Origin of the sequence: Ohtaekwangia koreensis (assembly GCF_900167975.1) — a bacterium.
In the GTDB taxonomy this organism is placed as follows: Bacteria; Bacteroidota; Bacteroidia; order Cytophagales; family Cyclobacteriaceae; genus Ohtaekwangia; species Ohtaekwangia koreensis.
Window position 1 is genome coordinate 528,373 of record NZ_FUZU01000002.1, and the last position, 21,381, is coordinate 549,753.

Below are 21,381 nucleotides of genomic sequence, written 5' to 3' on the forward strand. Positions count from 1 at the left end.
CTTGGATTAACTTTTAAGTATTTTTGAAAGATGACAAGACCAGATCTACAATCCGTTGCTCCTTTTTATAAAGGCTATGTTGAACATGTGAAAGAGCTCGACCTGATAGAGGCGTTGATTCAATCGAACAAGCTTACTCTGGAACTTGTGAGGTCTATACCAGAAGAGAAAGGAGGCTTTCGTTACCAAACCGGAAAGTGGAGCGTCAAGGAATTACTTTGTCATCTGCTGGACGTTGAACGCATCTTCGCGTATCGTACACTGCGTTTTGCTCGTAACGATAAAACGGCTTTGCATGGTTTCGAAGAAAATGATTATGCTCCTGAAGCGAATGCAGATGCTCGCACCATTCAAGAACTGGCAAATGAAATAGAGCGTCTTCGTGCTACTACAATCGATCTGTTCCGAAGTTTCACACCAGCCATGCTGCAACGGACCGGTACTGCCAACAAAGCAGAGCTCTCTGTTCTTAACCTCGGCTATATTATCGCGGGACATGAGTCGCATCACCGGAAAATTCTGAAGGAACGCTATTTGTAAAAGCTTCTGCAAGCATGACTAATTATAGCGACCATCCATTTTTTTCAAAGTCATTTCAGTGGCTGTTCTTATCTATAGCACTTTCATCTTCAGTATTCTATAGCTGCTCTCCGATTTCCAATCGGGCACTATCGAAGACGTTTCACGCTACGGAAGAAAAGTTTAAAGATCATGTGGGGTTCGTTCTCTATGATCCTGCTAAAAAGAAAACATTGTTCGACTATCAGGGCGCACAATATTTTACGCCTGCCTCTAACACCAAGATCTTTACATTTTTTACAAGTCTTAAAATTCTGGGCGACTCTATTCCGGGCTTACGATATATAGTACATGGTGACTCGCTGATATTCTGGGGAACCGGTGATCCTGGTCTGCTATACAAGAATGTATATACCAACGGACGCGTTTACAATTTTCTAAAAGCTTCGCCCTATAAATTATTCTTTTCTGTTTCGAATTTTGATACAGAGCATTTTGGTCCGGGATGGGCGTGGGATGATTACAGCTCTTACTATTCAGCGGAACGATCTCCTTTGCCAATCTACGGAAACATTGCCGCTATACAAGCCATCGGCAACAAACCGGAAATACAACCTCCATTCTTTAAAAAGGAATTACGCATCGGAATTCCACAGTCCAGTGCAGATGCAAACCGGGAATCTGATAAAAATGTTTTTACATATATACCCGGCACCAAAGTATCATCTAAAGTAATTGATGTTCCACTGAAAATTTCTCCTTTCTTAACAGCAACGCTGTTGAGTGACACACTCAACAAAAGCGTTACGCTTTTAAACAAGCCATTCGATTCCACTGCATTAACGATTTTCAATATACCTTCTGATAGTCTGTATCGCATCATGATGCAGGAGAGTGATAATTTTATTGCAGAACAATTGTTGTTACTCTGTGCCGGTACACTAAGCGACACTTTGAAAACTGAAATAGCGATTGAATATTCAAAGAAGAACTTTTTGAATGATTTATCAGACGATCCTATATGGAAGGATGGTTCCGGGTTATCTCGTTTTAATTTATTCACGCCACGTTCCATTGTTCAGCTTTGGGAGAAGATATATACCCTGGTGCCACAGGAAAGACTTTTTACGTTGCTGGCTATAGGCGGTAAAAAGGGAACGATCCGAAATTACTACAAAGAGACGCAGCCCTATATATTTGGAAAAACAGGATCGCTCAGCAACAATCACGCGCTCAGTGGATATCTGCTTACAAAGCGTGGCAAGGTGCTAATCTTTTCTTTTATGAATACTCACTTTGCTAAATCTACGAGTGAGGTGCGCAATAACATGCAGGAAATCTTGCACAAAATCTATGAAGCTTACTAAACGAATTTTTTTATAATGATGAAGTATTTCTATTCGCTGTTTTTTTTGGCGGTCGCGCTAACAGAAAGTACATCTGCGCAGACTATAGATAGTCTTGATATAAAGATCGGCCAAATGATCCTGATTGGTTTCCCCAAAGGTGATGTTGATGCAGAAGTGTTACGGGAAGTAAAACAAGGTAAAGTTGGATCGATCATCATTTTTGAGAAAAATATTCCTGCTAAAAATTCTTTCGTTGCACTAAAAAAAATTACGTGGACCTATCAGCAAGCTGCTCCTATACCGCTCTTTATATGTATAGATCAGGAAGGAGGCAGAGTAAATCGTCTTAAAGATAAATATGGATTTCCTCGCTCCATCACAGCGGCTGCTATGGCAAAAGCTTCTACGCTTGATTCGGTTCGCTTCTACAGTGAGGCAACGGCATCGACACTGGCCGGATTAGGTATAAATGTAAACTTTGCTCCTGTCGTGGACCTTGCATCCAATCCGGATAACCCAATCATAGCAAAATTTGGTCGCGCATTTTCTGCCAATGAAGATTCTGTGGCGCTGATGGCGAAAGAAGTTATCAAGCAACATCGTAAGTATGGAGTGATTACATCGCTGAAGCATTTTCCCGGACACGGCAGTTCGAAAGCTGATACGCATCTTGGTATAGCGGATGTTACCAACACGTGGGAAGAGCGCGAGTTGAAACCTTATCAGTTGCTCATAGACTCCGGATATGCTGATGCTATTATGACCTCGCACATTGTTAATAAGAAACTTGATAAAAATGGAAATCCCGGAACGCTGTCTGTGGATATACTAACTGGTATACTTCGTAAGCGTTTACATTTTAGTGGAGTAGTGTTTACGGATGATATGCAAATGCAAGCGATCACCAAGCATTATGGCTTCGAACAAGCTATAAAACTCGCTATTCAAGGTGGAGTTGATATCATGACGTTCTCCAATAATATTTCTGGCAGTGACGAACGTACCGTTAACAAAGTACACAGCATCATTCGCTCATTGGTAGAGAAAGGAGATATATCGCAAGCAAGAATCAATGAAAGCTTCAAAAGAATTATGCTTCTGAAAAAACGACTGGGCGAAAACTCTGTAGAGGCAAATGATAAACAGACTGTCGAAAAATTACAGATCGCTTTAAATAAAACTGAAGCCGACCTTGCTACAGCGAAAGAAGAATTGAAAAGTAAATCGGACGAGCTAGCGAAAGTGCAGGAATCATTAGCGCAAACAGAGCCTAAGAAAAAGAAGAAGAAAAAGAAAAGAAGTGAAGATTAAGTATAGGACGAATGTTGCACGAGGAACCTTTCAAAATATATAGGCCGACTGTTCCGGCAGTACCGATCCTTGTCAGTGTTCCGCATTGTGGAGTGGCATTTCCCCGTGATATACGCAGCCAGTACAAAACTTCACTGATCGAAGCACCTGACGATACCGATTGGTTTGTGGATCGCCTGTATGATTTTGCGCCTTCTATGGGCATGACCATGATCACTGCGATTTATAGTCGTTGGGTGATCGATTTAAATCGTGATCCGGACAGTAAGCCGCTATATTCCGATGGACGAATCATTACTGCGCTTTGCCCATCGACAACATTTTTAGGCGAACCTCTATATATAGACAACCGGAAAGAAGTAGCAGAGGCTGAAGTCGCCAGGCGGCATACATTATACTATCAACCTTATCATGACAAGATTCAGCAATTATTGGATGAAATGAGGGCTGCATTCGGTACGGTGTTGTTATGGGATTGCCATTCGATCCGCCAGGTTGTTACTACCATTCAGAAAGAAAAATTTCCGGATTTAATCCTTGGAGACGCTGATGGAAAATCTGCCGCCCCGAATCTGATTCAAACAACACTGGATATACTCTCTTCAGATTCCTTCTCCGTAAGTCATAATCATCCTTTCAAAGGCGGCACCATCACACGCACATTCGGTAAGCCGGCCGAGAATCAACACGCACTTCAACTTGAAATGCCCAAGGTACACTATATGGATGATACAGAAATATATTATCACGAAGGGCGGGCGAAACACATGCAGCAGTTATTAAAGAGAAATTTTCAGCACTTGATTTCACAATTACGCTAGCATGATCCAGCCTTTAAAATATTTTCAGCTTAAAGCATTATTGCAAGCAGATGGCTGGTTATCGCCAGCATATATAGGTGTAGATAATGAAGGTATAATTCAATTTCTATCTGACACGAAGCCGGAACATCCTGTTGCTATAGAAATGGTGGATGGCTTTGCATTACCGGGTTTCCAAAACGCACACTCCCATGCATTTCAATATGCAATGGCTGGTATGGCCGAGAAACATCCAGCAGGTTCAACAGATGATTTCTGGAGCTGGCGCGAAGCAATGTATCGTTGCGCACTAAGTCTTGACCCTGACCAGGTGGAAGCGGTTGCAACCATGCTTTATGCAGAGATGTTACGGAAGGGCTATACACACGTAGCCGAATTCCATTACCTGCATCACGATAAAGATGGCAAGCCTTATACTCACCTGGCAGAAATGGGTGAGCGTCTTGTATCTGCAGCTAAAACTGCCGGAATAAAGATCACACTCATTCCGGTATTTTATCAAAAAGGGGGATTCGGAAAAGATCCACAACCACGTCAACGAAGGTTTATTTCGAATACAACCGAAACATACTTTCATTTGCTGGAGGATTCCGCTGCGGTTGTGTCCAATCATTCGCATGCTAAACTTGGTTTCAGCGTCCATTCTTTACGAGCTGTTGATCCTATAGATATAGTATCCACTTTTCAGGAGGGACCCAAGGATATACCTTTTCATCTCCATGCTGCTGAGCAACTCAAAGAAGTTGAGGATTGTGTTGCCTACTTAAAGCAAAGACCTGTTGAATGGCTTCTGAATAATCTTCCGCTAAATGACCGGTTTCACCTGGTTCATTGTACACACTTAAATGATGACGAAGTGAAACGTCTTGCGCAGAGCGGTGCACATGCAGTTTTATGTCCCGGTACAGAAGGTAATCTTGGAGATGGAATTTTCAGGCTTACAGAGTTTGCTGCTTACAATGGTTCATGGTCTATAGGTACGGATAGTCATATCAGTTTAAATCCGCTGGAAGATCTTCGCTGGTTAGATTATGCACAACGCTTCACCACGCATAAGCGGAATACATTTGATGACGGTGCCGGTATCTTAACTCAAAAGACAATTCATGCAGGAAGAAAAGCAATGGGTTTTTCACCGAACGAATACTTTGGTATTGGTGAATCATTCGATGCTATCGTATTCAATGCAAAGTCACCATTGCTTGCACTAGCTAATGCCGACACTTTGCTTTCAGCGATTCTATATACTTCAGATTCCAGCGATATTCTCGGCACGCTTATAAATGGAAAATGGATCGTAAAGAATCAAGTTCATATACTATCAGAAAAAATTGACGCGAACTTCATTGCTGCAATTAAAAAACTGAGTTAAAAAGTCCATAAGATGAATTTCGGAATTCGACAAATCACATCTTCTGATAACGAAGCGGTGGCGAATATTATAAGAACTGTTATGCCGGAATTCGGTGCGGGTGGTGCAGGTTTTGCCATTCACGATCGTGAGGTTGACGATATGCATCGCGCGTACTCAACTCCATACAGCGCATACTATGTATGTGAAGTGAATGGAAAAATAGTTGGAGGCGGTGGCATTGGGCCGTTGCAAGGTGGCCCAGAGGATTATTGTGAGTTGAAGAAAATGTATTTCTTACCTGAGGCACGCGGACTAGGTTTAGGAAGAAGAGTATTAGAGGCATGCATTCAAGCCGCGCAAGAAAAAAGATATAGCTTTTGCTACCTGGAAACTTTTAACACCATGGGCAAGGCGATGAATTTATATGATAAAGCTGGCTTCAAAAAAATTCCCGGACCGTTAGGAAGCACTGGTCATTTTGCTTGTGATCGATTCTATTTACTTGATCTTAAATCGATATAAAGCATCAGTTGTGTTCTTTCATATAGTGCTCTCGCAGTATATCTGCAGCAAAATCATTGGTAAGATCACGAACAACGGTATGTATATGGTTGCTGTTATTCTGTGTGTTATCGTATTCAATTAGCAACATCGGACCTTGTATACGATAGTAGTGGCCAACTCCCGGCTTTAAACTTCCGGCCCAGGCAAAACTTAAATGATCTATACCGGCCTTCTTTATTTTTGCCATTAGCTTTTCAGAGAAACCGAACTCGTAATTTTTAATATAGGCATCGAGTAGCCGAAGAAATGTTTTCTTTTGATCAGAGTTAAGGTCAGTATATATAATGCCGGTAGGATTAATGAGCTCTGCTTTTTGTTTATTATATGATACAATTTCAGGAAGTGCTATATCTGCGAAGCGAGCCTTCGCGAGTTGCTGATCATTCATCGAGTTGATCAATTCGAAGCCAAGATCGATCTCCTCTTTTAATGTCTTCTTTCCTCGGTCATTACCGGAAGGAACTATAGCAGGATTACTTCCCCAGAAAGAAGGTGTAGAGGACTCCATTACACCATTCGCTGATGAAAAATTAAGTGAGAGATGATGACCTTCCAAACGCCATCCCCACAATGTTTTTTCCTCGGGGTTGCCAAATATAGTAAAGTAGTAATTCAGCGGATCGCGATACGTATCATCTTCCTTCCGCCCTTCCACTTGCTGCAGAATTTTTTCAAGTGAAAGAATTCCGGTTGCTTTCTGATATCCCTGGATACTAAGGGATGACTTTAACAACGCAAAGGCTACTGCGCGTTGTTTTGCATCTAACGCATGAAGCGATATACCATTCCTGTCTTTGGGAACAAAGTGCCAGTTCAATCGCTCATCACTCTTCCATTCGTATAAAGCTTTATTTTTCTGGGCAGGCGATAATGAAGAAAGAAAATCATCTGCACGCTGCACTACTTCGGTAGATTGCGCGTGCAGCGTAACGCTACAAAACAGAAACGCATACAATAACTTTATCATGACGGAAGTTATTGAATATTCAGATAAAAACGATCCTGTTGTGTTCAGCTTCTAGAAGGAGCAATACGATATCTGGAAGGATCAGAATCCATCGTCTTCTTTTTTCTTCTCCTCTTCTTTTACTTCTTTCTTCTTTGCTGCAGAAGAACCTTCGCTCAGACTATACGGAATATCAATGCCGTAATATTGCTGACGGAAACGATTAATGAATGTGAGCGTCTCATCGTCACTTCCGGGGATGAAAGCTACTTCTCCCACTTTAGCTTTTCCTGCATTACTTTTTTTGGCAATGATTGTGTTGAAATCACTATTGGATGAATGAACCATTAAGCGATTATCTTCAAAGCCGAAGTAGTACCATGCTTCAGGAGAAGCTTTTATAAATACGTTGAATACAGGAGCACCGTCCTCTGTTTTCTTCACTTCCATGAAACCTTCAAACGCTCCATTAATATCCTGGCGCCCTATATTAGACATACCAAGAGTGCCTTCGCTATAGAATGCCTTTTGCTTTTGAGACCACTTCAAATTTACATTTGAGAAAACAAGAGGCTTGGCAAGAGGCGTTAGCGTTCCTAATGAAACATAACCTTGCAAGCTTTTCTGCTCATAATCTTTTGCCGCACGTTCACCAACAAGATCTGCGATCTTATAAAGAAGCTCTGTCTGATCACCGAGACCTTCATCCGCTCCTTCATTTTTGATTACGTCCTGAATTTGGCGCGCCATCAAATCAAATGCTGTAACCGGTACATTCGAATCTACCATGATGAAAGAATTCATCTTGATCTCATTATTCGTCATGTTACCCTGTCCTATAGCAGTCGATGTAACATTAAAATCTTTCGTACCGCTGAATAATTTCACTGGACCTTCGAAACGAACCTGGAGCGTTTCGTCATTATAGGCAAACACTTTTCCGGAGAGCGAGTTTCCTGCAGCTTTTTCAAGACTCTCAATTTTGAATTCCTGTGATGCTGTATCATAGTGGAGTGAACCACTTGGCTCGAAGAAGTTCTCATCCTCCTCCATCTTTTTATCATTCACAAACGTAATGTATAGCTCGTTATCGCTGGAGAAATGTAAACCCGCATTCACACGACCTCCACCTTCAGTCACGGCATTATCAAAATCAATGCGAACATCAGTCTCATCACCAGTCTGAGTATACTGAATCCAGGTGTTGTAGTTCTTAATTTTTCGGATGTCAAGTTTTACAAAGCCTGTAAGCTGTAATGCAGGGCGTGTTGCGTACATCGTCATGTCGCCTTTATAGTACATACCTGCTCCCAACACCAGTTTCTCTTTATCAAGAACGGAACCGGTAGCAACGGTTTGTTGAGTCGCTACTGTCTTTCTTTTCTTGCGCGACACCTCCTCCAATGCTATATCTTCCAAATGGAAGTCTGTCATTTTGATGGCAAATGTATCTTGAAGGAAGTTTACATATTGATAGGTGGCATACCCTGTAAATTGTTTTCGGGATACTATATCTACCACACCTTCGGTAAGTCTGTGATAAGCATTTAAAGTATCCAGAATGATCGTTGTATTTTTCAGGGTTCCGATCTTCGCATTTTCTAAAATCAACACTTCGTTGTTCTCAGGAGTAATCTTCGCATCCGCGACTATGATATAGGGAATACCGCTTACTTTTAATTCCTGTGTTTTCAAGTTATACTCTGCTTTGTCTGCCAGGAAGTTAAGAGAGTCGAGTTCCTTTCGTGTAGTATAGAAATATGATTCCTCCAGCGGTACGTCCGGATTTCTTTTCATGGTAATCTTTTCAGCCTTCAGATCCCATCGCATTTCGGGTATAGATGTTTTAAACTGTGCGAATGGAAATTCAATCGCAGCCATACCTGCTACTTCCGGATTTATATCTGCATAGTTTTCTTTCAGGTTGAATTTCATACGCACATCTACACCATATAATAAAGGCTTGTTGGGATCTTCTGATTTTACTTTGAAGCGAGCATGTCGTGCACTGAAATCATTTGCCGTAAAGTTCATACTACGCGAGATCAGTTCACTTCCCCGTGTCTCAAGTTTTCCTGCTCCGGCAACGCCTTCTTTCGAAACGGTAAGTGTACCCTGCATCTGAGCAGTTGAATCATAGAAGTTGAAAGGAGCTTTCTGATTCTTTAATCGCATCTTGTCTTGCTTCGGATACCACTTCATCTCAAAATCAGGCAATGATGCTTGAGGAAACATTACCGAACCAAATTGCTTTTCTGCTATCGTAGCACGATTTCCTTTCGTAATAACAGAGTCAGGGTAAAAAATAAAATCGTATGACCGAACCGTTGCTGCCAGATAATCGATCTGTCCCGTTCCACGAAGACCGTGATTATCCATATTCAACGCACCCTTCATTTTGGCATCGCCATTGTAAAGCTGGTAGCCCGCCCGTGGTATAATATGTTCAAAACCAAGAGACTTGTCCGGTTTGGAATGAAGTTTCTCCTTGAAATTCGGAAACATACCACTTGACACAAACGTACCATCGAAGTTAATGGAGGCCGGATCGGCATCATTCAAACTATCAAGTTTAAATGGTGGCACCACAAAAAACATTGATTGATCATAAACGCCCCCGAGTACTTCGGGCCTGTTGAAGTATATAACACCACCTCCACTGGCATCCAGTCTCGGGAAATTTGGAATTTTTTTCTTTCCGGATTTATTACCGGCCTTACTAATAAAGAGTGTTCCTGATTTCTGACTTGTACTTGCCAAACCACCTACGGCTGCCGCGGCAGAGTCAGCACCCACCATGTTGTTGTTGAGCTTTCTGCGAACGTTCTGCCCTCTTGCATTTTTTTCCGTCACATAAAAATTAATCGAGTCGATACGCGTCAGGTTAATATAGAAGCTATCGTATTTCAGCGTAAAACCTTTTCCGCTGATCTCAAAGTTTCCGGCATTGATCGTTCCATCAAACTTTATGTCTCTGTCTTTTAAAAGTGTAATAACGTTGCTATCCGGTTTGATGCGAACGTTAAGAGAATCACTCACTTTAAATTCATCTACACCTCGAACCGTCATATACCCTTTCTCAAAATTGACGGTAGCATTCGCAGTGCTGTCAATCACTGAATGTATCTTGAGGTTATCGTAATCCATTTCACCAAGACTAGCTTTATAGATTACAATGGCTTTCTCTTTTACGTGTACTATATCTGTTTTTGGATTATATACTACTAATCCTTTTTCATTTAGAAATTCTATCGCTGCCTTAATGTCTCGGACCTCTTTGCCGGAAGATTGTACAAGATCTCCTGAATAGAAATCCCGTGTTTTATTCTTCATGCAATATCTGGCAACTAAAGCCAATGGATGGAAAGAAAAACCTTCGCCTTTTAACAAGCGGAAATCTTCAGGATCATAATAGTCCACGGACTCTATTATCAACGGTATCGTATTTCTTCCTCCATCTGTTCGCATGTCCAAACTGTCAGAGAATAAATCCCAGCGGATGATATCAGTCGAGAAATCTACATTAAAGAAAGTTGAAGAATACGGAGTGTGCATGAGCGCACCTCTTTCCTTCTGTACGTAAAGTTTTTGAAGACTATCCTTTCCATAGGTATATTTCATGCGCACCGCAGGATGCGAGATAGAATCATTTTTATGGATAAGATTGATACGTGTTTTCTTTGAGAATATAGTCGAATCGGTGAATTCAAAATCAGGAGACAATGCTTTAATCTTTTTTTCACCGTTATGGAACACTTCTATTGTTGACGGATTTCCTCCAACGGAGGCTCCGGAAATTTTTCGTCCTGTCAAGGAAAACCCTCCGGTATATTTCACATTCTCATCTCCTATACCTTGAATGGCCAACGTACTTTGAAAAGATTTAAACCGAGGATACGTTGACGCAACCGAATCTTTACGCTGTTGTGATTTAAATTCAAATGTACCGGGAATCAGGCCCGGTGTTTTACCTGTATAGTTAAACTTTACGAGGTCGGCTTTCAGTTCCGGCTTGGTAACTTTGAAATTATAGTCAGTAAGATTACAGTATACACTATCCGGGCTCAGCAATGCAGATGACCAATCGAATGAGCCATCTTTACCAACAAAAGTATTATCACGAAGAGAGAGAGAGCCTTTTGTGTTCTTTAGAAAAACTGAATCGTATTTTGTTACAAAGTTTAGCGTAACGCGATTAAAGCGAATCACTGGTCCTTCAACAATAGGCTGAGGAGGAGGATTCATCCATAGTGGCGTTTCGGTAAAAATGGAATCTACGGGTTGATCATTATAATCGTTTGATGGAGGCGGCTCCGAATAACTTTGATTATCGACAGCAGGAGCAGAAGTTGTATCATTCATATCGAATGAAGCTACCGGAGCTATGTAGTCAAAGGTATAGTCATCATCCTTTGCATATAGTCGAAAGGATTTTTCGTGATGGAGCGAGTGATGTTCAAAGAATGTACGACTTCCCTGGAAAAAATTCTGAATGCGTGGTGGCGTTTCTTTCTCTATTACCTGGTTCGTTACATTTAGAAAACCAGTGATCTTAGAAGGATCAGCATGTTCAACACTTACGGCATTGGCAATTGCTCCGAAATAATTGATCAGTGTTGGCTTCAGCGGAAGTTTTTTTTGTTTCATCTTCCGCACTTGTTGTTGAATGGTCAACTGTTGGTCAGCACCAAGGCTTGACCATGCGGATGCAAAACTGCCACCCACAACGGACGCATCTACATTCCGGGTATTTTCCAAAACAATTCTGACACTGTCGGGAAAATTAAGCGGTATGGATGAAGTCTGAGTTTTCTTTTGTGCCGACACCAATAGAGCCGGGAAAAAAGAAAGAAGGAAAAAATATGTTCTAACCTGCTTCACAGAAACTAAACCCTGAAATTCGTAAATATTGATTAAATAAACTAAAGGCCGACAGGAGCTAAACGTTTAACGACATCTTACTCGTACGAAAGCTGCTTAATTTTTCCACCGATTAATAAAATAGAGTATCAACGAGATTAAAATACTAAGGATGATGCTAGTCATCATCGGAAAATAAAACCTGAAGTTCTCGCGTTCAACCCGGATATCACCCGGCAATTTCCCGAGATACGGAATCTTGTCACTATACATAACAATTATTCCTGCAACAATGAATACTATACCGATTATGATAAGCAGTTTGCCCATACGTTATTTCATGCTGAAATTTAGCACGAATTAAAGAAGCTTGCGCTTTAGCTTTATACGAATCATTACATGGAGAAGGGAAAACTTTATCTTATACCCAATGTCATTGCCGAGGAAACTCAACAGGCTGTTATCCCTCCTCACATACGGGAGGCACTTCCCTCCATTCAATACTTTCTGGCAGAAGATATACGAACAGCAAGGCGATATCTAAGTAGTCTGAAAATTTACGAATCGATTGAAGCCTTAGCCTTTGAAGTTTTGAATAAAAATACAAAGGTCGAAGCCATCAAAGTTATGTTTAAACCTGTCTTTGAAGGAAAAGATATTGGTGTCATTTCAGAGTCTGGTTGTCCGGGTGTAGCCGATCCAGGAGCATTGGCTGTTAAATATGCCCATGAGAATGATATACAGGTTGTGCCTTTAGTAGGACCTTCTTCCTTGTTACTCGCACTAATGGCTTCAGGATTAAACGGGCAGCGATTTACCTTTCATGGATATCTGCCTTTCGATGGAAAAGATGCTTCCACTATCGTGAAGGCACTCGAAAAAGAATCTCATACCAAAAATCAAACACAGATTTTTATTGAGACTCCGTATCGAAACAACGCCATCATGTCGGTACTTCTTAAAAATCTAAAAGACGATACGCTGCTTTGCGTTGCTATAGATGTTACTGGCAAAGATGAGTACATCAAAACTTTTACAGTTAAAAAATGGAAGACTGTTAAATCGCAGTTTCCTAAAACTCCGGCTGTGTTTTTGTTTTTATCTCCTTAAACACTATTAGATTTATAGAGTTTTGGTTTTACACTTTAAAACCTAAATTTGACGCCGCAAAAACTAATAATAAACAATTAATTTATATGCCTTATCTATTCACCTCAGAGTCGGTTTCCGAAGGTCATCCCGACAAAGTTGCCGATCAGATCTCGGATGCTCTTATCGATTATTTTTTAGCCTACGATCCCGCCTCTAAAGTTGCCTGTGAAACACTTGTTACTACCGGACAGGTAGTATTAGCTGGTGAGGTGAAATCAGAAGCATACCTTGATGTACAAGATATAGCTCGCGAAGTAATCCGTAAGATCGGTTACACTAAGAGCGAATATATGTTCGAGGCGAATTCATGTGGTATCCTGTCAGCCATTCATGAGCAATCACCTGATATCAACCAGGGTGTTGTGCGTAGAAAGAAAGAAGATCAAGGAGCTGGCGATCAAGGGATGATGTTTGGTTATGCCACGAACGAAACGGATAATTATATGCCGCTTCCGCTTGAACTCGCTCACTTATTATTAAGAGAGCTTTCAACAATTCGAAAAGAAGGTAAAGTAATGACATACTTACGCCCTGATGCAAAATCTCAGGTAACGATCGAATATAGTGATGATAATAAGCCTCAGCGTATAGATACGATCGTTGTATCGACTCAGCATGATGACTTCGACAAGGATGCGAAGATGTTGAAGAAGATTGAAGATGATATCATCAACATTGTAGTACCACGCATTACGAAGAAACTTCCTAAACGTGTTCAAAAGCTTTTTGGAAACGATATTAAATATCACATTAATCCAACGGGTAAGTTTGTTATCGGTGGCCCACACGGTGATACAGGATTAACAGGTCGTAAGATCATCGTTGATACGTATGGTGGAAAAGGTGCTCACGGTGGCGGTGCTTTCTCTGGCAAAGATCCTTCTAAAGTTGACCGTTCTGCTGCTTATGCTACACGTCACATTGCAAAAAACCTGGTAGCTGCAGGTGTTTGTGACGAAGTGTTGGTACAAGTTGCCTATGCAATTGGCGTAGCTCAACCGGTAGGTCTGTATGTTAATACATACGGCACTTCTAAAGTGAAGGAAAATGATGGCGAGATCGCAAAGCGCGTTGCCAAGATTTTTGATATGCGTCCTTATTTTATTGAACAACGTTTCAGCCTGCGTACTCCTATATATGCAGAAACTGCTGCTTATGGACACATGGGACGCGAATCCAAAGTGGTTGAGAAAATTTTCAACAAGGGCAAGGCTTCTGAGAAGAAAGTAAAAGTTGAATTATTCCCATGGGAAAAACTTGATCACGTTGATCAGGTTAAAAAAGCTTTTAAACTGAGCTAACCCTATAGCACAACAAAAAAGAAGGGGCGATGAGTGATCATCGCCCTTTTCATTTCTAATCTTTTTTCAAATGCCTTGTCTTCCAGCGATTATGAGACCATAGCCATCCCGCAGGATTCTCATGGATTACGCTCTCCACTGACTTTATATAGTTCTCGATCAATGTAAAGTCTTCCCTGGTATATGGTGGCTCCGCTATCGGAACGAATGATGCTTCATAATAGCCTCGCCTTATTTTTTTTACCTGCGCATATACCACCGGGTATTGTGTTAAAATGGCAATCTGGTGCGCACCAAGGAAGAAAACGGTATCCTGATTTAAAAATCGGGTCTGATATTTCTTATCCTTCTTTAAACCCGGGTATTGATCACTGACAATAGCTATACCTCGAAGTATATTCTTACGCCTGATAAGCTCACGTGCTACATCATGTCGACCGATGGCGTGAGCACCAAACCGCGTGCGACACATCAACGAAAATCTATTAAAGAATTCACTGCTCTGGTGTTGATAAACAAAATCTACCGGCACGGGTAAATTGAAATTGCCGGACGAAAGCAGCCATTCCCAATTAAACTGATGAGATGCGAGAATCACCACAGATTGATTTTGTGCTTTATACTTCTCAATGATGCTTATGTCTTTGAATAGCATTCGCTTTGCGAGTTCTGCTTTCGGAATGGAAAAGAGCTTTAATGTTTCAACTCCATAATCGCAAAGGTTGATATAAAACTGCTTTTCAATTTTACGAATCTCCTTTTCAGATTTCTCAGGAAAGGAGTTCCTGAGATTCTTCTGAACCATTTTTCTACGATAGCCTACTATATAATAGGTGATGAAAAACAGAAAATCAGAAATGATGTAAAGTATCCAAAAAGGTAATCGTGATAATAACCTGACTAAAAGCATTGAAACAAAATTCTTTGAGGGCTCAAGTTAAGAATTAGACGTGAGTATTGAGATAGGACAGAACGAAGGATACATTCTGGTGATTACATATCTAACTAATTTATATTTTGCATCATGAAAAATAAGGTGGTGATCATCACAGGAGGTTCTTCCGGTATTGGAAAAGCATTGGCTCAGAAATTCGGTAGCGAAGGTTCTCGAATTTTAATAACGGGCCGAAACAAGGAAGAACTTGCAAAGACCGTTGACGAATTAAAGAGCAAAGGAATTACGATTCACGGTCTTCAGTCAGATGTTAGTGTTGAAGACGACAATCGTAAAATGGCAGAAGAAGCCATAAAAGTTTATGGAACTATAGATATACTGATTAATAACGCTGGTATTTCCATGCGAGCGCTTTTTTCAGAACTTGATCTTGATGTTGTGAAAAAAGTGATGGATATAAATTTCTATGGCGTGTTGTATGCCACGAAATATTGCCTTCCCGAGATCACAAAGAACAAAGGTTCCGTTATCGGTATATCTTCTATTGCTGGTTTTCGTGGGCTTCCCGGTCGCACAGGATACTCTGCCTCGAAGTTTGCACTAAACGGATTTCTGGAAGTATTGCGTACCGAGCTATTAAAGACAGGAGTCCATGTATTAACTGCATGTCCTGGTTTTACATCTTCCAATATTCGAAAGCGCTCTCTTACCAAAGATGGAAGTCAGCAAGGAGAATCACCTCGTCAGGAAGAAAAAATGATGAGCGCAGAAGAATGTGCACACCATATTTACCAGGCTACCATTAAACGCAAGCGAACCCTGGTGTTAACTACCCAAGGTAAGCTCGCTGTGTTTTTAAATAAATGGTTGCCTTCTATTGCAGATACGTTGGTTTACAACGTAATGGCTAAGGAATCAAACGCACCGATCACAAAATAATCGCTACGTTTTACTCATGAAAACCATTTTCATGTTATCAGCCTTGTTGATGTTCTTGTAAAAATCCGTAAGCTCTTTATAAGACTCCGCAGGATATTCGCCTTTGTTCATTCGGATTTTTCGAATGTACAGAAGGCTTCCTGCATCCACAGTGAATGTCGTTTCATACTCACCAAAGCGTGATTTGATCTTTGCTGGCTCTGGCAAAAATTCGGGATATATACCTTCCGGGAGATGATAGCGGATGGTATCGAAGTCCGTATAAGGCGTTCTTAACACTATATTGGTCTTTCTTGATTCCAATTTCTCCGGTATATAGGTTGAACGGTTCATGAGGTTTGGCGTCAGAAAAATTCGCTTGCCACTTACGGTTGCAAAACGTCTTAAAGAGAGATCTGCACTAACGACAGCTGATGGTATAATATTCTTCTTATTCACCATGCTAAAACTTGCAAGATCGAAAGCGGGTATATTTGTGTTCTCTTGAATCCATTTTTTCTGATCGTCATACTGTTGATTCAGAACAAAGTTTAAATCGTCATCTTCATATTTTAAGCCGCGATAAGTAGTTGTAACCTTTGCTTTCGCATCGCCTGTTAATTCTACAAAGACATCCGCTGTGCGCGATTGAATGTTTTGATCCGCTGTATAGGTTGGTGTTTTTACAAGTTTACCTCCACCCTCTGTAATCATAAGAGCATAGCGATCTCCCGTAAAATTTCCCATATAACCAAATGGGGCTGTCTGGCTTGTACATTCTAACCAAAGTGTATCCTTCGCATTCGGTACTGCAACAATAGCATGGTTAAACTGTGAACTTGGAAAAGTTATATCCATCGTAGGGGCATTTTCTCCTGCACGAATGAGAATATAGTTTGCTTTTACGCCCACCTCGTTCAGCATCGATACCATGTAATTAGAAAGAGCTTTACAATCACCATAGCCAGTTTTATCCACAACAGCGGCTTCAAAAGGCTGGAATCCTCCTATACCTAATTGAATCCCTACATAACGTGTTTTGCTTTGAAGGTATTCATAAAGTATACGAACCTTCTCTTGTTCGCTCTTTGCATTCTTTGTTAGTTCATGAATCTGTTTTTTTGTGGGCTCCGGCAAAACATTTCTGTCTTTATTAAGGAGCGTTATCCACTTTCCAAAATTTTCCCATGAATCCATGTTTCCGGCATACTTATCAAATTCAAAAGCATAAGGTGCTGCCATTATATTTGGAATCACTCTATCCGGACTTAACTTCTCAAATTTTTGAGGCTTGATGTTCTCAAAACTCCATTCAAGCACTTCTTTACTCTCGATGGTTGCCTTCTTTGGCTCAGGAATTTTAAACAGTTTATACCGCGGCTTTAATGCAGCGGGATATATCAATATATACTTCGAATTTTGAATCGTGATTTCATCATCCTGATATAGCTCAAAATCCGGAACGGAGAAAAGCGTCTTCTGTTCAATTTCATATTCAAATTCAACAGTATAGGGATATGTTCCTTGCGATAAGTCTGCCCGCTTTAATCGATTGTCACTATATAATGAGGATCCGTCAAAAGCGCTTTGATCGTATATTTCATTTTGCTTTAGTTTTTTTATCACACTCCCAGAAGCGTCATACACTGTTCCTCTGAATGCTTTTACAATATTGAATTTATCATACCCCACAACTTCCTTTGCATACTGTTTGGCATTTGAGTTCAGTATAGTCATTACAATCCGATAATGCATGACTGCATTACTTACTGAATTGATTTCAAATTTCAATTCGCGTTCACGTATTACAGCATACATTCCGGTCTTCATATCCTCCGGTATAGCACTTACCGGATATTTCGGATCTTCTTTCGCCAGTACGCTGGTATATATCAGCGTGCATAACAACAACCATGACATTTTTTTCATCTCAACTTATTTTCGCTTTAACACAATCTGCTCAGCTTGCTTGGCAACCACCTGGTTATAAAATTCGCGTAAGTGCGGATATTCATCCTGCAGGAAAAGACTTTTGTTGATCTGCAGCATGCTGATCACGTTTAACACATTGCCGGTTTGCGTAACATTGTAAGTATACTTGGCAGCATTACCTGGAAGAGCCATCGCCTTTGGCTTTGGAAGTTCATCTATAGTATATCCGTCCGGTATTACAATTTTAGACATATAGGTTTGATCTTTCGGGCTACCAAAGTCTACCGGGTATTCGCGCTTTTCGTGTTTGAATATATTCTCTTTCATCTGTGATGTTACAAATGGGTTCAGGTAAATCACGTTGCCTGTAACTATGCAATGTTCACTGATTACTAATTCGTGAAGTTGCTTGGCATTCTGTTCGATCTCTTTCAAATTCTGAAATTCGCTTTTCTGGATTTCCCATGTTTTATCAGCCAAAAAGCTTTTCAAATAATCCTGCTCGCCATTTGCGAAGTAATCTTTCCGCACGCGATGCGCATCGTACCCATCATAACTATAATTTACTTTGCCAGAAAGTTCTCCAGTTTCTTTCAATGCGAGATCTGTGCTTACGATAGTCTTCGATTTCATCTTTGAATCAAGATTCATCCATCCATGATTTACTTTTGAAATGATAAGCCCTTGTCCATTCAGGCATCGCTCTGGCAAAACACCCATCGGCAGATATTTATCGGTAGCATCCAACAAGATTTTTTTATCGCCAATCTTTACTGCGCAGATCACATAATTAAATTGCTCTTCCATCGGATAAGTTGGTCTTACAAATCCATGATCGCGTGTACTCAACATGATCATTTCAATGGGCAGGTCGGCCTTCTCCAACATAGCAGCCAAGAGTATATTAATGTCAGCAGCTGTTCCTTTCTTGTCTTCAAATATCTTCTTGAGGTTATCTGCATACCGGTCTTTCACACCATTCCATTCTACATTCTGACGAACATACGTAAATATAGCAGCCGCTTTTTGCTGTGGATCCGTGAGACCTGCTGTCAACTCCTCTACCTTTTTCTTCAGAAAGTTCGATCCTGTAATAGCCTTTCCGAAATTCTCAGCTTCCAATAGCGTTGTATTCAATTTTGCCCACGTACCCATAATTTCTTGTACAGGTCGACCCGGAAAATTTATATAGGACAATGCGAGATTGATCTTGGAGACATAGTCATCTTCACATGTCATGAAAGGTTCTTCTTTGAAAGCCGGAACATCTTTTGATATCCAATGATGTGCCTGAACCTGGAAATCTGCATTCGCTTTGTTCTTTACTTCATAAGAAGTTAGCGTTACATATCCCTGCATATATTTCTCGAAAATGAAAAAATCAGGAAACAGAGCCCAGTACTCACTGGCACGAACCGGTATATCATATTGAAATTGCCAATCAGGAAAATTAGCAAGGAACTCAGATGAAACCGTGTAAGAGTATTCGATCACGGAACCTTCTTTCACATTGGGCAATGTAAATTTCTGGAGGTTAATATTGCGATTGTATTTCTCTTTAAAGATTCCGTCTTTAGACATGTCGGTTTCAACAACTTTACCATTCTCAAGATTATAGGTTGTTGCCTTCAATTTCGTAACACGCTCTTCGTTCGATCCTGAATGGTACAACTGAATCGCGGCAGTCGCCCAATCCAATCCTTCTTTTGTAAGAATCTTGATGCGAACATGTCTTTCAAAAACTAGTGATGCATTTACGGCAGTTACCGTAACGTAAGCTTCCCCATAATCGGAAAGAATAACTGCGGAAGCCGATGAATCTTTGTCATAGATTTTCATCTTCAAGTCTTCCATCGGAATGTCACCAAATTTAACAGGAGATTTCTGCGCATATATAGTTTGCACAGAAAGGGAGACGATTAGTCCCAGGATTAATGCCCTCATACAACAGGTTAGGTTAAGGTTTTAGATTAGTTCTGTAAGTATAAAAAATTCATGCAACTTTATCATTTCTTTTTGCAGCTTGTACTCTCTTTACATTAAATATTGATCAATTGGCTAAACCAAAAACAGTTTATTTCTGTCAGAGTTGTGGGTATGAATCAGCGAAGTGGCTGGGGAAGTGTCCATCGTGCAATAGCTGGAATACTTTTGCAGAAGAAATAGTAACCAAAGAAGAAAGCAATAAGAATGAGTGGCGACAAGAGTCACCGCGTTCGAAAGTTGTTAAAGCGAAAGCACTAAATGAGATAGACGCTTTGCCGGAAGTGCGCACGCATGCCGGAGACGATGAATTGAATCGCGTTTTAGGGGGTGGGATTGTACCCGGATCATTAGTCTTGATTGGAGGAGAACCAGGTATAGGTAAATCAACACTCATGCTGCAAGTGGGATTGCAACTCAAATTATTACGGGTGCTATATGTATCGGGCGAAGAGAGTGAGCAGCAAATCAAAATGCGTGCTGACAGGCTCGGTAATTCTTCAAAGGGATTTTTCATCCTTACTGAAACCAATACTAAGAATATATTTTTGGCCATTGAGTCGCTTCAGCCGCAAATTGTAATTATAGATTCTATTCAAACGCTTTACTCTCCGTTAATGGATTCTGCTGCCGGAAGTATAGGGCAGGTGCGCCAATGCGCAGGCGAGTTGATGAAGTTTGCCAAGGAAACCGATACTCCGGTATTTCTGATTGGACATATCACTAAAGACGGGATGTTGGCTGGGCCGAAAGTACTGGAGCACATGGTTGATACGGTTCTTCAATTCGAAGGAGATCGTCATTTAGCGTATCGCATTTTGCGCACCACGAAAAACCGTTTCGGGTCAACATCTGAAATTGGTATCTATGAAATGTTAGGCACCGGGTTGCGTGAAGTATCCAATCCATCCGAGATATTAATTTCACAAAAAGATGGACAGCTCAGCGGAGTTACTATAGGAGCAACGATTGAAGGAAATCGTCCTCTGCTGATTGAAATTCAATCTTTGGTGAGCCCGGCATCGTACGGCACACCTCAACGGACGCCTACCGGTTTTGATCAGAAGCGATTGAACATGCTACTTGCTGTGTTGGAAAAACGCTGTGGTTTCAGAATGGGTACGCAGGATGTTTTTTTAAATATGGCGGGAGGAATTAAAGTAGAAGACCCGGCCATAGATCTCGCTATTTGTATTTCAATAATATCATCGATGGAGGAAATTCCAGTATCGGATAAATTCTGTTTTGCAGCAGAGATCGGATTGGGAGGAGAGCTTCGTGCTGTGAACCGAATTGAGCAGCGTATTTCAGAATCAGAAAAGCTTGGCTTCGAGGAAATATATATTTCCAAGTTCAATCAGAAATCTATTGATATGAAGAAGACCAACATTAAAGTAAAAGCTTTTGGAAAATTAACAGAGGTGTTTCAGGATTTATTCGGTTAGTCAGAATCGGAGAGAAAGTATAAATACATTC

16 protein-coding genes are annotated in these 21,381 nt (G+C 40.8%); 10 read left to right on the top strand and 6 right to left on the bottom strand.

Annotated features, from left to right (window positions below):
- The first annotated feature begins 30 nt into the window (after nucleotides 1-30).
- Genes B5Y40_RS15260 through B5Y40_RS15285 form a run of 6 tightly spaced genes read left to right on the top strand, consistent with a single transcriptional unit; the run spans nucleotide 31 to nucleotide 5,876 of the window.
- Nucleotides 31-540: a DinB family protein gene (locus tag B5Y40_RS15260; protein ID WP_079687657.1), complete on the top strand. Its 510-nt coding sequence runs from the start codon at nucleotides 31-33 to the stop codon at nucleotides 538-540.
- A 14-nt stretch (nucleotides 541-554) separates the two neighbouring features.
- Nucleotides 555-1,886, top strand: a complete 1,332-nt coding sequence (locus B5Y40_RS15265; protein WP_079687658.1) for a D-alanyl-D-alanine carboxypeptidase/D-alanyl-D-alanine-endopeptidase — start codon at nucleotides 555-557, stop codon at nucleotides 1,884-1,886.
- A 15-nt stretch (nucleotides 1,887-1,901) separates the two neighbouring features.
- Nucleotides 1,902-3,179, top strand: coding sequence for a glycoside hydrolase family 3 protein (locus tag B5Y40_RS15270; protein ID WP_079687659.1), 1,278 nt, complete (start codon nucleotides 1,902-1,904; stop codon nucleotides 3,177-3,179).
- 11 nt (nucleotides 3,180-3,190) lie between these two features.
- Nucleotides 3,191-4,000, top strand: coding sequence for an N-formylglutamate amidohydrolase (locus tag B5Y40_RS15275; protein WP_079687660.1), 810 nt, complete (start codon nucleotides 3,191-3,193; stop codon nucleotides 3,998-4,000).
- 1 nt (nucleotide 4,001) lies between these two features.
- Nucleotides 4,002-5,372 carry a formimidoylglutamate deiminase gene (gene hutF / locus B5Y40_RS15280; protein ID WP_079687661.1) on the top strand — a complete coding sequence of 457 codons (1,371 nt, stop codon included), beginning with the start codon at nucleotides 4,002-4,004 and terminating at the stop codon, nucleotides 5,370-5,372.
- Nucleotides 5,373-5,384: 12 nt separating this feature from the next.
- Nucleotides 5,385-5,876, top strand: coding sequence for a GNAT family N-acetyltransferase (locus B5Y40_RS15285; RefSeq protein WP_079687662.1), 492 nt, complete (start codon nucleotides 5,385-5,387; stop codon nucleotides 5,874-5,876).
- A gap of 4 nt (nucleotides 5,877-5,880) precedes the next feature.
- Here the strand turns inward: B5Y40_RS15285 and B5Y40_RS15290 are convergent, their stop codons facing one another.
- From B5Y40_RS15290 to B5Y40_RS15300, 3 genes are all read right to left on the bottom strand, one after another.
- Nucleotides 5,881-6,885 carry a DUF3500 domain-containing protein gene (locus B5Y40_RS15290; RefSeq protein WP_079687663.1) on the bottom strand — a complete coding sequence of 335 codons (1,005 nt, stop codon included), beginning with the start codon at nucleotides 6,883-6,885 and terminating at the stop codon, nucleotides 5,881-5,883.
- An 81-nt stretch (nucleotides 6,886-6,966) separates the two neighbouring features.
- On the bottom strand, nucleotides 6,967-11,745 hold the full coding sequence (locus B5Y40_RS15295) for a hypothetical protein (RefSeq protein ID WP_079687664.1): 4,779 nt from the start codon (nucleotides 11,743-11,745) through the stop codon (nucleotides 6,967-6,969).
- Nucleotides 11,746-11,841: 96 nt separating this feature from the next.
- Nucleotides 11,842-12,054 (bottom strand): DUF2905 domain-containing protein, encoded by a 213-nt coding sequence (locus B5Y40_RS15300; RefSeq protein ID WP_079687665.1) that lies wholly within the window; start codon nucleotides 12,052-12,054, stop codon nucleotides 11,842-11,844.
- A gap of 69 nt (nucleotides 12,055-12,123) precedes the next feature.
- Here B5Y40_RS15300 and B5Y40_RS15305 point away from each other — a divergent pair, with 69 nt between their 5' ends.
- Together B5Y40_RS15305 and metK are read left to right on the top strand one after the other, a co-directional pair.
- A complete protein-coding gene (locus B5Y40_RS15305; protein ID WP_079687666.1) occupies nucleotides 12,124-12,834 on the top strand; it encodes an SAM-dependent methyltransferase in 711 nt (236 codons plus the stop codon).
- A gap of 86 nt (nucleotides 12,835-12,920) precedes the next feature.
- Entirely contained in the window at nucleotides 12,921-14,177 is a 1,257-nt protein-coding gene (gene metK / locus B5Y40_RS15310) for a methionine adenosyltransferase (RefSeq protein WP_079687667.1), read from the top strand.
- Between the two features lie 55 nt (nucleotides 14,178-14,232).
- On the opposite strand, the gene B5Y40_RS15315 is transcribed toward metK, so the two are convergent.
- Complete coding sequence (locus tag B5Y40_RS15315; protein WP_079687668.1) at nucleotides 14,233-15,087, bottom strand: lysophospholipid acyltransferase family protein; 855 nt, start codon at nucleotides 15,085-15,087, stop codon at nucleotides 14,233-14,235.
- Nucleotides 15,088-15,201: 114 nt separating this feature from the next.
- Between B5Y40_RS15315 and B5Y40_RS15320 the strand changes: the two genes are divergently transcribed.
- Entirely contained in the window at nucleotides 15,202-16,011 is an 810-nt protein-coding gene (locus B5Y40_RS15320; RefSeq protein WP_079687669.1) for an SDR family oxidoreductase, read from the top strand.
- A gap of 3 nt (nucleotides 16,012-16,014) precedes the next feature.
- Here the strand turns inward: B5Y40_RS15320 and B5Y40_RS15325 are convergent, their stop codons facing one another.
- Nucleotides 16,015-17,919 (bottom strand): DUF3857 domain-containing transglutaminase family protein, encoded by a 1,905-nt coding sequence (locus B5Y40_RS15325; protein WP_079687670.1) that lies wholly within the window; start codon nucleotides 17,917-17,919, stop codon nucleotides 16,015-16,017.
- 6 nt (nucleotides 17,920-17,925) lie between these two features.
- Entirely contained in the window at nucleotides 17,926-19,866 is a 1,941-nt protein-coding gene (locus tag B5Y40_RS15330) for a DUF3857 domain-containing transglutaminase family protein (protein ID WP_079687671.1), read from the bottom strand.
- Nucleotides 19,867-19,976: 110 nt separating this feature from the next.
- On the opposite strand from B5Y40_RS15330, the gene radA reads away from it, so the two are divergent.
- Nucleotides 19,977-21,350 carry a DNA repair protein RadA gene (gene radA, locus B5Y40_RS15335; protein ID WP_079687672.1) on the top strand — a complete coding sequence of 458 codons (1,374 nt, stop codon included), beginning with the start codon at nucleotides 19,977-19,979 and terminating at the stop codon, nucleotides 21,348-21,350.
- Nucleotides 21,351-21,381: the final 31 nt, after the last annotated feature.

Excerpts from the sequence above, each read along its gene's own strand:
- B5Y40_RS15330 (WP_079687671.1), bottom strand. The coding sequence starts at position 19,866 with ATGAGGGCATTAATCCTGGGACTAATCGTCTCCCTTTCTGTGCAAACT.
- B5Y40_RS15285 (WP_079687662.1), top strand. The coding sequence starts at position 5,385 with ATGAATTTCGGAATTCGACAAATCACATCTTCTGATAACGAAGCGGTG.
- B5Y40_RS15320 (WP_079687669.1), top strand. The coding sequence starts at position 15,202 with ATGAAAAATAAGGTGGTGATCATCACAGGAGGTTCTTCCGGTATTGGA.
- B5Y40_RS15260 (WP_079687657.1), top strand. The coding sequence starts at position 31 with ATGACAAGACCAGATCTACAATCCGTTGCTCCTTTTTATAAAGGCTAT.
- B5Y40_RS15315 (WP_079687668.1), bottom strand. The coding sequence starts at position 15,087 with ATGCTTTTAGTCAGGTTATTATCACGATTACCTTTTTGGATACTTTAC.
- B5Y40_RS15275 (WP_079687660.1), top strand. The coding sequence starts at position 3,191 with ATGTTGCACGAGGAACCTTTCAAAATATATAGGCCGACTGTTCCGGCA.
- B5Y40_RS15300 (WP_079687665.1), bottom strand. The coding sequence starts at position 12,054 with ATGGGCAAACTGCTTATCATAATCGGTATAGTATTCATTGTTGCAGGA.
- B5Y40_RS15265 (WP_079687658.1), top strand. The coding sequence starts at position 555 with ATGACTAATTATAGCGACCATCCATTTTTTTCAAAGTCATTTCAGTGG.
- B5Y40_RS15325 (WP_079687670.1), bottom strand. The coding sequence starts at position 17,919 with ATGAAAAAAATGTCATGGTTGTTGTTATGCACGCTGATATATACCAGC.
- B5Y40_RS15305 (WP_079687666.1), top strand. The coding sequence starts at position 12,124 with ATGGAGAAGGGAAAACTTTATCTTATACCCAATGTCATTGCCGAGGAA.
- hutF (WP_079687661.1), top strand. The coding sequence starts at position 4,002 with ATGATCCAGCCTTTAAAATATTTTCAGCTTAAAGCATTATTGCAAGCA.
- metK (WP_079687667.1), top strand. The coding sequence starts at position 12,921 with ATGCCTTATCTATTCACCTCAGAGTCGGTTTCCGAAGGTCATCCCGAC.
- B5Y40_RS15270 (WP_079687659.1), top strand. The coding sequence starts at position 1,902 with ATGATGAAGTATTTCTATTCGCTGTTTTTTTTGGCGGTCGCGCTAACA.
- B5Y40_RS15290 (WP_079687663.1), bottom strand. The coding sequence starts at position 6,885 with ATGATAAAGTTATTGTATGCGTTTCTGTTTTGTAGCGTTACGCTGCAC.